The organism is Pseudomonas sp. MBLB4123, from assembly GCF_051904775.1.
Classification (GTDB): Bacteria; Pseudomonadota; Gammaproteobacteria; order Pseudomonadales; family Pseudomonadaceae; genus Aquipseudomonas; species Aquipseudomonas benzenivorans_B.
Window position 1 is genome coordinate 4,341,106 of record NZ_CP196711.1, and the last position, 13,547, is coordinate 4,354,652.

Genomic DNA, 13,547 nt, shown 5'->3' on the forward strand with positions numbered 1-13,547 from the left:
CGATTTCCTTAGAGGTCGAGGCTGAGGTTGAAGCTGAGGTTGCGCGGCTCGCCGGGCATCACCCAGAGGCTGCTGTAGGAGCGTTCGTAGTACGTCTCGTCGAACAGGTTGTTGAGCTGGGCGCCGAGCTTGAGGCGCTCGTTCACCCGGTAGTGGGCCAGCAGGTCCAGGGTCTGGTACGAAGGCAGCTGGAAGTCGCTGCCGCTTTCCCCGGAGCGGTCGCCGACATAGGTGTAGGCCGCGCCGACATCGGCGCCGCGCCAGGCACCGTCCTGGAACTCGTAGACCGCCAGCAGGCTGCCGCTGCGCCGCGGCACCCCCAGCAGGCGGCTGCCGCTGGGCAGCCGGGCGTCCCCCTCGGTGACTTCGGCATCGATAAAGGCCAGGGCGCCGATCAGCCGCAGGGCGTCGCTCAATTGGCCGCTGAGCTGCAGGTCGAAGCCCCGGCTTCGAGCCTCTCCGGCGGCAGCCTGGAAGGCCGGGTCGAGCGGGTCGGCGGTGAGCACGTTCTCCTTGGTCAGGTGGAACGCGGCCAGCGTGGCGCCGAGGCGGTCCTCCAGCAGCCCCAGCTTGACCCCGGCCTCGTAGCCGAGCCCTTCCTCCGGGGCGAAGCTCTGGCCGGCCCTGTCCAGGCCGTTGTTCGGTTTGAACGAGGTAGAGGCATTGGCGAACAGGCCGACCTGCGGGGTCAGCTGGTAGAGCAGGCCCAGGCGCTGAGTCAGGGTGTCGTGGCGCTGGCGGCTGCGTCGGTCGCTGGTGCGGTTGTCGAGGCGTTGATCGAAGTGCTCCCAGCGCAGCCCGGCCAGGCCGTGCAGGCGTTCGCTGAGGCGGATCTGGTCCTGCAGGTTGAGGGCATGGCTGGCCACCTGCTCGTGATGGTCGCTGCCGGAGCGTGCGCCATCCGGGCGTGGGCGCCCGTACACCGGCTGGTAGATGTCGATCGCGCTACGCGGGCGGATCTCGGTGACCCGCTCGTTCTTGCGGTAGTTCTCGTACTCGGCGCCCAGCAGCAGGCGGTGCCGCAGGCCGGCGAGGTTCAGATCGCCGTGCAGTTCGACCTGGGTGATGCTGTCATGCCAACTGGTTTCGCGTTCGCGAAAACGCCGCGTCAGGGTCCGCCTATCGGCGGCCAGCGCGTGGTTCTCACTGGCGAGGCCGTCTAGCGTGCCTTCCTTGAAATGGCTGGCCAGGCGCACGCGCCAGCTGTCGTCGAGGATTTGTTCCAGGCTGGCCTGCAGTTGGTTGTTGTCGTTGTTTATGTGGCCGTCGCTCGGCTCGCCGAGAAAGGTCGAGCGCGATACTAGGCCCAACTCGCCGCCCGGGGCGACGATGCCGCGGTCGAACACCGAGCGGTGGCGCACCACTTCGGCCTCCAGCAGCAGGCGGGTATCCGGAGCGAGCTGCCAGCTCAGGCTGGGGGCGGCGAACACCCGCTGGCTGCCGACGTGGTCGCGGAAGCTGTGGTTGTCCTCCACAGCCAGGTTGACGCGCGACAGCAGATCGCCCTGCTCGTCCAGCGGTGCGTTGACGTCCAGTGCGCTGCGGTAGCGGTCCCAGCTGCCGGCACTGGCCTGCAGGCGGGCGAAGCGCCCGGCCTGGGGCTTCTTGGTGACGATGTTGATCGTGCCACCGGGATCGCCGCGGCCGTAGAGGCTGGCCGCCGGGCCCTTGAGCACCTCGATGCGCTCGATGTTGGCGGCGTCCGGGGTGCTGGGGTAGCCGCGGTTGACGCTGAAGCCGTCCTTGTAGAATGCCGAGGTGGCGAAGCCGCGCACGCTGTATTCGAAGAGGGTCAGGCCGCCGAAGTCGTTCTGTTTGGCGACGCCGCCGGCGAAATCCAGGGCGCGCTCGACGTCGCTGCTGCCGAGGTCGTCCAGCACGCCGGCGGGGATCACGCTGATGGCCTGGGGGATTTCGTCGATCGGCGTGTCGGTCCTGGTGGCGCTGGCCGAGCGGAGGGCGCGGTAACCCCGTACCGGGCCGTCGGCCAGCTCTGGACGGGCGGTGATGATGCTGTCGTCGAGTTGAGCGGGGAGGGGGGGCGCGGCGGCCGCGGCGACCGGGGCGAGCAGTCCGGCGAGCAGGAGGTGGGTGGGGCGCAAAGGGTGGCTCTCTCGCAAATAAGTTATGTAATAACATTACATCTGCGTGAGAGAAGTTATCAAGCGCCGGATTCGGGCCGCGTTCAATTGCCGTTGGCGGGGGGGCGTACGCCGACCACGGCGCTCAGGCGCAGTAGCTCGGCGTTGCGAATGACCTCGATGCTGATGGTGTCGCCCGGCTTGGCGCGGGCCACCTGGTTCATCGAGCGGCGGCCGTCGCTGGCTGCCTCGCCGTCGATGCTGAGGATCAGGTCGCCGGGCTGCAGGCCGGCCTTTTGCGCCGGACCGCCGCGGTAGATGCCGGCGACGACGATGCCGGGCTGGCCGGCCAGGCCGAAGGACTCGGCCAGTTCCGGGGTCAGCGGCTGTACCTCGATGCCGAGCCAGCCGCGGATCACCTGGCCGTGCTCGACGATCGCCTGCATCACCTCCAGCGCCAGCTTCACCGGGATGGCGAAGCCGATGCCCTGGGAGCCGCCGGACTTGGAGAAGATCGCCGTGTTGATGCCGAGCAGGTTGCCGTGGGCGTCGACCAGGGCGCCGCCGGAGTTGCCGGGGTTGATCGCCGCGTCGGTCTGGATGAAGTCCTCGTAGGTGTTGAGGCCCAGCTGGTTGCGCCCGGTGGCGCTGATGATGCCCATGGTCACGGTCTGGCCGACGCCGAAGGGGTTGCCGATGGCCAGGCTGACGTCGCCGATCTTGATATCGTCGGAGCGGCCTAGGGTGATCGAGGGCAGGTCCGGCAGGTCGATCTTCAGCACCGCCAGGTCGGTTTCCGGGTCGCTGCCGATGATCCGCGCCAGGGTCTCGCGGCCGTCCTTCAGGGCCACTACTATCTGGTCGGCGCCGCTGGTCACGTGGTTGTTGGTCAGCAGGTAGCCTTCCGGGCTCATGATCACCGCCGAGCCGAGGCTGGACTCCATGCGCCGCTGCTTGGGCAGGTTGTCGCCGAAGAAGCGGCGGAACTGCGGGTCCTCGAACAGCGGGTGGCTGGGTTTCTCGACGTACTTGGTGGTGTAGAGGTTGGCCACCGCCGGCGATGCCAGACTCACCGCCTCGGCATAGGATGCCGGACCCTCTTGCAGGCGCTGATAGAGCGGGGCCTGGCGCAATTGCACGTCCTGGCCGGGCAGGCCGACCCAGTGGGGGAACTGTTGAATGATCAGCAGTGCCGTCAGCACGCCGACCAGCAGTGGCCAGCCGAGAAATCGCAGGGCCTTGAACATCGATGAAATCCTGAGGGTTGCGAGGGCCTTGGGGCCCCTTTAAGGTGCGCCATTATAGAGGGGCGCCCGCCAATAAATCAGCGCCCGGTAACAGTTGGAGAGAATCTGCATGGCCATTGCCCTGACGACCCTGGTGGAAGAGGCCGAGCGCTATCTGGGTGCGGCACGTATCGCCGACTACTGCCCGAACGGCCTGCAGGTCGAGGGCCGGCCCCAGGTGCGTCGCATCGTCAGCGGTGTGACCGCCAGCCAGGCGCTGGTCGATGCCGCGGTCGAGGCCCAGGCCGATGTGCTGCTGGTGCACCACGGCTACTTCTGGAAGGGCGAGAATCCCTGCCTCACCGGCATGAAGCAGCGCCGCCTGAAGGCCCTGCTGGCCCACGACATCAGCCTGCTGGCCTATCACCTGCCGCTGGACCTGCATCCGGATGTCGGTAATAACGTGCAGCTGGCCCGTCAGCTGGGGATCACCGTCGAGGGTCCGTTGGAGCCGGACAACCCGCGCACCGTCGGCCTGGTCGGCTCCCTGGCCGATCCCCTGAGCCCGGGTGACTTCGCTCGCCGCGTGCAGCAGGTACTCGGTCGCGAGCCGCTGCTGGTGGCGGGGCCGCGGCCGATTCGCCGTATCGGGTGGTGCACCGGCGGCGGCCAGGGCTATATCGACCAGGCCATCGCCGCCGGCGTGGACCTGTACCTGACCGGCGAAGCCTCCGAGCAGACCTTCCATAGTGCTCGGGAGAACGGCATCAGTTTCATCGCCGCCGGTCACCACGCCACCGAGCGCTACGGCGTCCAGGCGCTGGGCGAGTACCTGGCGCGACACTTCGCCCTCGAGCACCAGTTCATCGATTGCCCCAATCCGGTATGAGCCTGCCCATCAGGGGCCTCTGCTGGCTCTGCGGCGAGCGGACAGGGCGGGCTTCGTCGTGTCCTGGCCCTCGGCTCGAGGGGGCTGGCGGGCGAAATTGCCGGCATAAAGCTAGATTTTTTTGATCTAACTGCTCGCCTGTATAGAAGCTTGTGTCGTGCTAGAGTGCGGCCTCGTCCCCCCGGCCCGCCGGCCCAATCACTCAGCAATCCGTGAGTAGCCATGCTCGATAAACTGACGCACCTCAAACAGCTGGAGGCGGAGAGTATCCACATCATTCGTGAAGTGGCCGCCGAATTCGACAACCCAGTGATGCTCTACTCCATCGGCAAGGACTCCGCCGTGATGCTGCATCTGGCGCGCAAGGCATTCTTTCCCGGCAAGCTGCCGTTCCCGGTGCTGCATGTGGACACCCGCTGGAAGTTTCAGGAGATGTACAGCTTTCGCACCCAGATGGTCGAGGAAATGGGCCTGGACCTGATCACCCACATCAATCCCGAGGGTGTGGCGCAGGACATGAACCCCTTCGTCTACGGCAGTGCCAAGCACACCGACGTGATGAAGACCGAGGGCCTCAAACAGGCCCTGGACAAGTACGGTTTCGATGCCGCCTTCGGTGGCGCCCGTCGCGACGAGGAGAAGTCCCGGGCCAAGGAGCGCGTCTACTCCTTCCGCGACAGCAAGCACCGCTGGGACCCGAAGAACCAGCGCCCGGAGCTGTGGAACCTGTACAACGGCAAGGTCAAGAAGGGCGAGTCGATCCGCGTGTTCCCGCTGTCCAACTGGACCGAACTGGACATCTGGCAGTACATCTACCTGGAGCAGATCCCGATCGTGCCGCTGTACTTCGCGGCCGAGCGCGAGGTGGTCGAGCTCAACGGTACCCTGGTGATGATCGACGACGAGCGCATCCTGCAGTACCTGACCCCGGAGCAGAAGGCCGGCATCCAGAAGAAGATGGTGCGCTTCCGCACCCTGGGCTGCTACCCCCTGACCGGTGCGGTGGAGTCCAGCGCCACCAGCCTGCCGGAAATCATCCAGGAGATGCTCCTGACCCGTACTTCCGAGCGCCAGGGCCGGGTCATCGACCACGACGCCGCCGGCTCGATGGAAGAGAAAAAACGCCAGGGCTACTTCTAAGGATCGCGAACCATGAGTCATCAATCCGATTTGATCAGCGAGGACATCCTCGCCTACCTGGCCCAGCACGAACGCAAAGAGCTGCTGCGCTTCCTCACCTGCGGCAACGTCGACGACGGCAAGAGCACCCTGATCGGGCGCCTGCTGCATGACTCCAAGATGATCTACGAGGATCATCTGGAGGCCATCACCCGTGATTCGAAGAAGGTCGGTACCACCGGTGAGGACGTCGACCTGGCGCTGTTGGTCGATGGCTTGCAGGCCGAGCGCGAGCAGGGCATCACCATCGACGTGGCCTACCGTTACTTCAGTACCGCCAAGCGCAAGTTCATCATCGCCGACACCCCGGGCCACGAGCAGTACACCCGCAACATGGCCACCGGTGCCTCGACCTGCGACCTGGCGATCATCCTGGTCGACGCCCGCTACGGCGTGCAGACCCAGACCAAGCGCCACAGCTTCATCACCTCGCTGCTGGGCATCAAGCACATCGTGGTCGCGGTCAACAAGATGGACCTCAAGGACTTCGATCAGGGTGTGTTCGAGCAGATCAAGGCCGATTACCTGAAGTTCGCCGAGCGCATCGACCTCAAGCCGGCCACCCTGCACTTCGTGCCGATGTCGGCGCTCAAGGGCGATAACGTGGTCAACAAGTCCGAGCGTTCGCCTTGGTATGACGGCCAGTCGCTGATGGAAATCCTCGAGACCGTGGAAGTGGCCGGCGATCGCAATTTCGACGACATGCGCTTCCCCGTGCAGTACGTCAACCGGCCGAACCTGAACTTCCGCGGTTTCGCCGGCACCCTGGCCAGCGGCATCGTGCGCAAGGGCGACGAGGTCGTGGTATTGCCGTCCGGCAAGGGCAGCAAGGTCAAGTCCATCGTCACCTACGAGGGCGAGTTGGAGCAGGCCGGCCCGGGCCAGGCGATCACCCTGACCCTGGAAAACGAGATCGACGTGTCCCGTGGCGACATGCTGGTGCATGCCGACAATCGTCCGCAGATTCGCGACAGTTTCGAGGCCATGCTGGTGTGGATGGCCGAGGAGCCGATGCTGCCGGGCAAGAAGTACGACATCAAGCGGGCCAGCAGCTATGTGCCCGGGACCATCGCCGGTATCGCCCACCGGGTCGACGTGAACACCCTGGAGCAGGGGGGCGCCAGCAGCCTGCAGCTCAACGAGATCGGCAAGGTCAAGGTCGCCCTGGACGCGCCGATCGCCCTCGACGGCTACGACTACAACCGCACCACCGGGGCATTCATCGTCATCGACCGGCTGACCAATGGCACCGTCGGCGCCGGCATGATCATCGCCAAGCCGGTCGGTGCGCAGAATGCCGAGGGTCACCACGGCAAGCTCGCCCACGTCTCCACCGAGGAGCGCGCCAGCCGCTTCGGCCAGCAGCCGGCCACCGTGCTGTTCAGCGGCCTGTCCGGCGCCGGCAAGAGCACCCTGGCCTACGCCGTGGAGCGCAAGCTGTTCGACATGGGCCGTGCGGTCTATGTGCTTGACGGCCAGAACCTGCGCCACGACCTGAACAAGGGCCTGCCGCAGGATCGTGCCGGGCGCACCGAGAACTGGCGCCGTGCCGCTCACGTGGCGCGCCAGTTCAACGAGGCCGGCCTGTTGACCCTGGCGGCCTTCGTCGCTCCGGACGCCGAGGGCCGCGAACAGGCCAAGGCACTGATCGGCGCCGAGCGCATGATCACCGTGTACGTCCAGGCCTCGCCCCAGGTCTGCCGCGAGCGCGATCCGCAGGGGCTGTATGCCGCCGAGGGCGACAACATCCCGGGTGAGTCCTTCGGCTATGACGTGCCGCTGGATGCCGATCTGGTGATCGACACCCAGAGCCTGTCGGTCGAGGAGGGCGCCAAGCAGGTGCTGGCGCTGCTGCGCGAGCGCGGCGCGATCTAAGGTCGAACCGCCCACAAAAAAGCCCCGCTCTCGAGCGGGGCTTTTTTGTGGCTCGGCATCAGCAGCCGGGCATCGGGCGGCTGCGTCGTCGGCCTTACTTCTTGGTCTTCAAGCCGTAGCTTTCGTCGAGCATGCCCGGCACGTCGGCGCTTTTCGGCGCGTAGTCCTTGGGCATCTCCTGGTGCGCCGGGGCCTTCAGGCGTTCGCGCTTCTCGCCGCCTTCGCCGGCGAGCAGGGTGGCCAGCAGGCGCTGTCGGGTCAGCTCGTCCAGGGCCAGGCGGTTGGCCCCCTCGGACAGGTGTTGCTGCACCTCCTGCTGGCTCTGGCTGAGTTTCTTCACCAGACTGGCGGTGGTGTTGAAGTGGGTCACCACCTCGCTCTGGTAGGCGTCGAAGCGCGACTGGATCTCGTCCAGCCGACGCTGCGTGCGGTTCGGCGCTGCATTGGGTGCCAGGCGGGCGATCAGGAAGCCGATGGCGACACCGACTACCAGGGTGAGGGCCGGCACCAGCCAGGCTGTGAGTGTCTGTTCCACGAGTCCTTCCTCTCTAAACGGCTTTGCTTTACGTTAACGGCTCGAACCTGCGCTGTATACCGCCATGCAATGCTGTGCGGCGCAGGCTGTCAGCTAGACGTGTCGACCCCGTTTGGGGTCACGGAGTTAACCGTTGCTCAGCCGCGAAACCCCTCTGTTCATCGATGGCCCCTGCGGCCAGCTGGAAGCCCTGTCCCTCGCCGTGCCCGACGCCCGTGGCGTGGCGTTGATCTGCCACCCCAATCCGGTGCAGGGCGGCACCATGCTCAACAAGGTGGTCTCGACCCTGCAGCGCACCGCCCGCGACGCCGGCCTGGCCACGCTGCGCTTCAACTACCGGGGCGTCGGTGCCAGCGCCGGCAGCCATGACATGGGCGGCGGCGAGATCGACGACGCCGAGGCCGCGGCCCGCTGGTTGCGCGCCCAGTATCCGCAGTTGCCCCTGACCCTGCTGGGCTTCTCCTTCGGCGGTTTCGTCGCCGCCAGCCTGGGCGCCCGCCTGGAGGGGCAGGGGGTCGAGCCGGCGCACCTGTTCATGGTGGCGCCGGCGGTGCAGCGCCTGAGCGCCGAGTATCCGGCGGCCGCGCGTTGCCCGCTGACCCTGATCCAGCCGGAGGACGACGAGGTGATCGAGCCGCAGGCCGTGTACGACTGGTCGGCGGCGCTGCCGCGTCCCCATGAACTGCTGAAAGTGGCAGAATGCGGGCACTTTTTTCACGGCAAGCTGACCGACCTCAAGGAGCTGCTTGCCCCGCGACTCTGATTTTCGATTGCCGCCTGCCAGGCGCCTCATCCAATAAGCGAACGCCATGACCACTCGTATCCTCACCGGCATCACCACCACCGGCACCCCGCACCTGGGCAACTACGCCGGCGCCATCCGTCCGGCCATAGTCGCCAGCCGCGCCGCGGATGCCGATTCCTTCTACTTCCTGGCCGACTACCATGCGCTGATCAAGTGCGACGATCCGGCGCGCATCCAGCGTTCGCGGCTGGAGATCGCCGCCACCTGGCTGGCCTGCGGCCTGGACGTCGACAAGGCGACCTTCTATCGCCAGTCCGACATCCCCGAGATCCCCGAGCTGTGCTGGCTGCTCACCTGCGTCGCCGGCAAGGGCCTGCTCAACCGCGCCCACGCCTACAAGGCCTCGGTGGACAAGAACGTCGAGGCCGGCGAGGACCCGGATGCCGGCGTCACCATGGGCCTGTTCAGCTACCCGGTGCTGATGGCGGCTGACATCCTGATGTTCAACGCGCACAAGGTTCCGGTCGGCCGCGACCAGATCCAGCACGTGGAGATGGCTCGCGACATCGCCCAGCGCTTCAATCACCTGTTCGGCCAGGGCAAGGAGCTGTTCACCCTGCCCGAGGCGGTGATCGAGGAAGACGTGGCGACCCTGCCGGGCCTCGACGGGCGCAAGATGAGCAAGAGCTACGACAACACCATCCCGCTGTTCGGCAGCGCCAAGCAGCTCAAGGACGCCATCGCCCGCATCGTCACCGACTCGCGCGCCCCGGGCGAGGCCAAGGACCCGGACAGCGCCCATCTGTTCACCCTCTACCAGGCCTTCGCCACCCCGGCGCAGCAGGCCGCGTTCCGCGCCGAGCTGGAGGGCGGCCTGGCCTGGGGCGAGGCCAAGCAGCGCCTGTTCCAGCTGCTCGACGGCGAGCTGGGCGAGGCCCGCGAGCGCTACCAGGCGCTGATCGCCAAGCCCGGCGACCTGGAGGAGGTGCTGCAGGCCGGCGCCGCCAAGGCGCGGCGGATCGCCACCCCCTTCCTCGGCAAGCTGCGCGAGGCGGTGGGCCTGCGCTCGTTCCGCGAGCAGGTACAGGTGGCGAGCGCCGGCAAGAAGAAGGCGGCCAAGAGCGCGCGTTTCGTCAGCTTCCGCGAGCAGGACGGCAGCTTCCGCTTCCGTTTCCTCTCGGCCGAGGGCGAGGAGCTGCTGCTCTCGCGGCCCTTCGCCGACCCCAAGCTGGTCGGCGCGATCAGCCAGCGGCTGATCGCCCAGGGTCCCGATGCCCTGGAGCTGCGCGAGGACGAGGGCGACCAGTTCACCCTGTGGCTGGATGGCGAGTGCCTGGCCGACAGCCCGGCCTACCCCGACCCGGAGGAGCTGGATGCGGCCATGCTGCGCCTGCGCGACGCCATCGCCGGGCTGGCCGGCTAGTGCCCCGGGTTTCGCCGCGTCGCCGGGTCGACGCGGCGAGGCCGGGCAAACAGCGGCTCTCGATTGCCAAGCGCGGAGGGCGTCGCTAAAGTGTCGGCCCCATTTTTGTTGCCCAGCTAACGAATATGACACCCCTAGAGCGCTACCAGGCAGACCTCAAACGCCCCGACTTCTTCCATGACGCGGCCCAGGAAACTGCGGTGCGCCATCTGCAGCGCCTGTACGACGACCTGATCGCCGGCGAGGCGAGCAAGCCCGGGCTGTTCGGCAAGCTGTTCGCCCGCAAGCCCCAGGGGCCGGTCAAGGGCCTGTACTTCTGGGGCGGGGTCGGTCGCGGCAAGACCTACCTGGTCGACACCTTCTTCGATGCGCTGCCGTTCGAGCAGAAGATGCGCACCCACTTCCACCGCTTCATGAAGCGGGTGCATGAGGAAATGAAGACCCTCAAGGGCGAGAAGAACCCGCTGACCATCATAGGCCGGCGTTTCGCCGACGAGGCGCGGGTGATCTGCTTCGACGAGTTCTTCGTCTCCGACATCACCGATGCGATGATCCTCGCCACCCTGCTCGAGGAGCTGTTCAAGAACGGCGTGAGCCTGGTGGCGACCTCCAACATAGTGCCGGACGGCCTGTACAAGGACGGCCTGCAGCGTGCCCGCTTCCTGCCGGCCATCGCCCTGCTCAAGGCGCACACCGAGATCGTCAACGTCGACAGCGGCGTCGACTACCGCCTGCGCGCCCTGGAGCAGGCCGAGCTGTTCCATTGGCCGCTGGATGCGGCGGCCGAGGAGAGCTTGCAGAAGAGCTTCAGCAGCCTGTTGCCCGAGCATTGCGCGGTGCAGGAGAACGAGGCGCTGATGATCGAGAACCGTGCCATCACCGCGCGCAAGGTCGGCGACGACGTGGCCTGGTTCGAGTTCCGCGAGCTGTGCGACGGCCCGCGCAGCCAGAACGACTACATCGAGCTGGGCAAGATCTTCCACGCCGTGCTGTTGGCCAATGTCGAGCAGATGGGGGTGGCCAAGGACGACATGGCGCGGCGCTTCATCAACCTGGTGGACGAGTTCTACGACCGCAACGTCAAGCTGATCATCTCCGCCGAGGTCGAGCTCAAGGATCTCTATACCGGTGGCCGCCTGACCTTCGAGTTCCAGCGCACCCTCAGCCGTCTGCTGGAGATGCAGTCCCACGAGTTCCTGGCGCGGCCGCACAAGCCCTGATTCGTCGCGCCCACAAAAAAGGCTGCCCTCGGGCAGCCTTTTTTGTGGGCGAAACCCTGGCGCTATCGACCCGGCGCCGGCGCTAGGCGTGCGTGTCCTTGTGCTGGAACTGCCGGCGGTACTGGTTGGGCGACAGCGTGGTGTGCTGGCGGAACAGCCGGGCGAAGAAGCTGGCGTCGTCGTAGCCGACTTCGTAGCTGATGGTCTTGATGCTCTTGCGCGTGGCGCTGAGCAGGCCCTTGGCCGTTTCGATGCGCAGCCGCTGCAGGTAGTGCAGCGGCTTGTCGCCGGTGGCGGCCTGAAAGCGGCGCATGAAGTTGCGGATGCTCATGCCGTGCTCGCGGGCCACGTCCTCGAAGCGGAACTTGTCGCAGAAGTGCTCTTCCAGCCACTGCTGGATCTGCAGGATGGTCAGGTCGTGGTGCAGTTTCTGCCCGCCGAAGCCGATGCGTCCGGGGGTGTAGCTGCGTTGCACCTCGTAGAGGATGTCGCGGGCTACGCCCTGGGCCACGCCGGCGCCACAGAAGCGCTCGATCAGGTAGATGTACAGGTCGCAGGCCGAGGTGACGCCGCCGGCGCAGTAGAGGTTATCGGCATCGGACAGGTGCTTGTCCTGATTGAGTAGCACCCCGGGAAAGCGCTCGGCGAACTCGCCGAAGAAGCGCCAGTAGGTGGTCGCCTCCTTGCCGTCGAGCAGGCCGGCCTGGGCCATCCAGAACACCCCGGTGGCTTCGCCGCAGATCGCGGTGCCCGCGGCGTGGCGCGTCCTGAGCCAGCTGAGTACCTGGGGATGGCGCTGGCAGAGGGCGTCGAAGTCGTCCCAGAAGGCCGGCAGGATGATCACGTCGGCGCTCTCCAATGGCCCGTCCACCGGGATCAGCACATCGCTGAAGCTGCGTACCGGCTCGCCGTCCGGGCTGACCAGGTGGATCTCGAAGGCCGGGGTCAGGCCGCGACCCAGTTGCTTGCCGTAGCGCAGGCTGGCCATATGGAAGAAGTCCTTGGCCTGCATCAATGTGGAGGCGAAGACGCCTTCGGTGGCGAGGATGCTGACGCGCTTGAGCGGCTCGGGCGACTGGCTGGGCATAGGCTGATTCTTATTAGGGCTAAGTGGTCAGGTAACGGCTGGATCGTCTTATTTATTGGCGCTTGTGTCCAGTGCGACCAAGCGTTTGCTTGGCTAGAGTCGGAGTCACCCAAACCTACCTTCTATGCCAGGTGCCGTGATGATTCCCAGAACCCTGTTCAGTTCCGACCATGAGTTGTTTCGCGACAGCGTGCGCAAGTTCCTCGAGCAGGAGGCCGTGCCCTTCCATCAGCAGTGGGAGAAGGACGGCCACGTCGACCGCGGGCTGTGGAACAAGGCGGGGGAGGCGGGGTTGCTCTGCTCCCATATTCCCGAGGAGTACGGCGGCATGGGGGCCGACTTCCTCTACAGCACGGTGGTGATCGAGGAGGTCGCCCGGCTGGGGCTGAGCGGCATCGGCTTCTCCCTGCATTCGGACATCGTTGCGCCCTACATCCTGCACTACGGCTCCGAGGCCCTGAAGCACAAGTACCTGCCCCGGCTGGTGTCCGGCGAGCTGGTCACCGCCATCGCCATGACCGAGCCGGGGGCCGGCTCCGACCTGCAGGGGGTCAAGGCCACGGCCGTGCTGGAGGGCGACGAGTACGTGATCAACGGCTCCAAGACCTTCATCACCAACGGTTACCTGGCCGACCTGGTGATAGTGGTGGCCAAGACCGACCCGCAGGCGGGCGCCAAGGGCACCAGCCTGTTCCTGGTCGAGGCCGACATGCCGGGGTTCGCCAAGGGCAAGCGCCTGGAGAAGGTCGGCATGAAGGCCCAGGACACCTCCGAGCTGTTCTTCCAGGACGTGCGGGTGCCCAAGGAGAATCTGTTGGGTCAGGCCGGCATGGGCTTCGCCTACCTGATGCAGGAGCTGCCCCAGGAGCGCCTGACCGTCGGCGTCAGCGCCCTGGCCTCGGCCGAAGCGGCGCTGCAGTGGACCCTGGACTATACCCGCGAGCGCAAGGCGTTCGGCAAGGCCATCGCGGACTTCCAGAACACCCGCTTCAAGCTGGCCGAGATGGCCACCGAGATCCAGGTCGGTCGGGTGTTCGTCGATCGTTGCCTGGAGCTGCACCTGCAGGGCAAGTTGGATGTGCCGACCGCGGCCATGCTCAAGTACTGGGGCACCGACCTGCAGTGCAAGGTGCTGGATGAATGCGTGCAGCTGCACGGCGGTTACGGCTTCATGTGGGAGTACCCGGTGGCGCGGGCCTGGGCCGATGCCCGGGTGCAGCGCATCTATGCCGGCACCAACGAGATCATGAAGGAGATCATCGCCCGCGCCTTGTAGGGCGGCGCCTG

At 66.4% G+C, this 13,547-nt stretch carries 11 protein-coding genes; 7 read left to right on the forward strand and 4 right to left on the reverse strand.

Going from position 1 to position 13,547, the window contains the following annotated elements:
- Positions 1–8 precede the first annotated feature (8 nt).
- Together ACSX1C_RS20150 and algW are read right to left on the reverse strand one after the other, a co-directional pair.
- Positions 9–2,102 (reverse strand): TonB-dependent siderophore receptor, encoded by a 2,094-nt coding sequence (locus ACSX1C_RS20150; RefSeq protein ID WP_439887580.1) that lies wholly within the window; start codon positions 2,100–2,102, stop codon positions 9–11.
- Between the two features lie 83 nt (positions 2,103–2,185).
- A complete protein-coding gene (gene algW, locus ACSX1C_RS20155; protein ID WP_439887581.1) occupies positions 2,186–3,328 on the reverse strand; it encodes a Do family serine endopeptidase AlgW in 1,143 nt (380 codons plus the stop codon).
- Between the two features lie 109 nt (positions 3,329–3,437).
- Here algW and ACSX1C_RS20160 point away from each other — a divergent pair, with 109 nt between their 5' ends.
- The 3 genes from ACSX1C_RS20160 to cysN all read left to right on the forward strand — a co-directional run bounded on the left by ACSX1C_RS20160 (position 3,438) and on the right by cysN (position 7,250).
- Complete coding sequence (locus ACSX1C_RS20160) at positions 3,438–4,196, forward strand: Nif3-like dinuclear metal center hexameric protein (protein WP_439887582.1); 759 nt, start codon at positions 3,438–3,440, stop codon at positions 4,194–4,196.
- 222 nt (positions 4,197–4,418) lie between these two features.
- Entirely contained in the window at positions 4,419–5,336 is a 918-nt protein-coding gene (cysD, locus tag ACSX1C_RS20165; RefSeq protein ID WP_439887583.1) for a sulfate adenylyltransferase subunit CysD, read from the forward strand.
- A gap of 12 nt (positions 5,337–5,348) precedes the next feature.
- A complete protein-coding gene (gene cysN, locus ACSX1C_RS20170; RefSeq protein ID WP_439887584.1) occupies positions 5,349–7,250 on the forward strand; it encodes a sulfate adenylyltransferase subunit CysN in 1,902 nt (633 codons plus the stop codon).
- Between the two features lie 94 nt (positions 7,251–7,344).
- On the opposite strand, the gene ACSX1C_RS20175 is transcribed toward cysN, so the two are convergent.
- Positions 7,345–7,785, reverse strand: a complete 441-nt coding sequence (locus ACSX1C_RS20175; protein WP_318643290.1) for a YhcB family protein — start codon at positions 7,783–7,785, stop codon at positions 7,345–7,347.
- 133 nt (positions 7,786–7,918) lie between these two features.
- On the opposite strand from ACSX1C_RS20175, the gene ACSX1C_RS20180 reads away from it, so the two are divergent.
- From ACSX1C_RS20180 to zapE, 3 genes are all read left to right on the forward strand, one after another.
- Positions 7,919–8,548 carry an alpha/beta hydrolase gene (locus ACSX1C_RS20180; protein WP_318643289.1) on the forward strand — a complete coding sequence of 210 codons (630 nt, stop codon included), beginning with the start codon at positions 7,919–7,921 and terminating at the stop codon, positions 8,546–8,548.
- A gap of 46 nt (positions 8,549–8,594) precedes the next feature.
- Positions 8,595–9,953 carry a tryptophan--tRNA ligase gene (locus tag ACSX1C_RS20185; protein ID WP_439887585.1) on the forward strand — a complete coding sequence of 453 codons (1,359 nt, stop codon included), beginning with the start codon at positions 8,595–8,597 and terminating at the stop codon, positions 9,951–9,953.
- A 125-nt stretch (positions 9,954–10,078) separates the two neighbouring features.
- Complete coding sequence (gene zapE / locus ACSX1C_RS20190; protein WP_439887586.1) at positions 10,079–11,173, forward strand: cell division protein ZapE; 1,095 nt, start codon at positions 10,079–10,081, stop codon at positions 11,171–11,173.
- Positions 11,174–11,255: 82 nt separating this feature from the next.
- Here the strand turns inward: zapE and ACSX1C_RS20195 are convergent, their stop codons facing one another.
- Positions 11,256–12,161, reverse strand: coding sequence for a GlxA family transcriptional regulator (locus tag ACSX1C_RS20195; RefSeq protein ID WP_439889450.1), 906 nt, complete (start codon positions 12,159–12,161; stop codon positions 11,256–11,258).
- Positions 12,162–12,399: 238 nt separating this feature from the next.
- On the opposite strand from ACSX1C_RS20195, the gene ACSX1C_RS20200 reads away from it, so the two are divergent.
- Positions 12,400–13,536, forward strand: coding sequence for an acyl-CoA dehydrogenase family protein (locus ACSX1C_RS20200; protein ID WP_439887587.1), 1,137 nt, complete (start codon positions 12,400–12,402; stop codon positions 13,534–13,536).
- The last annotated feature ends 11 nt before the right edge of the window (positions 13,537–13,547 follow it).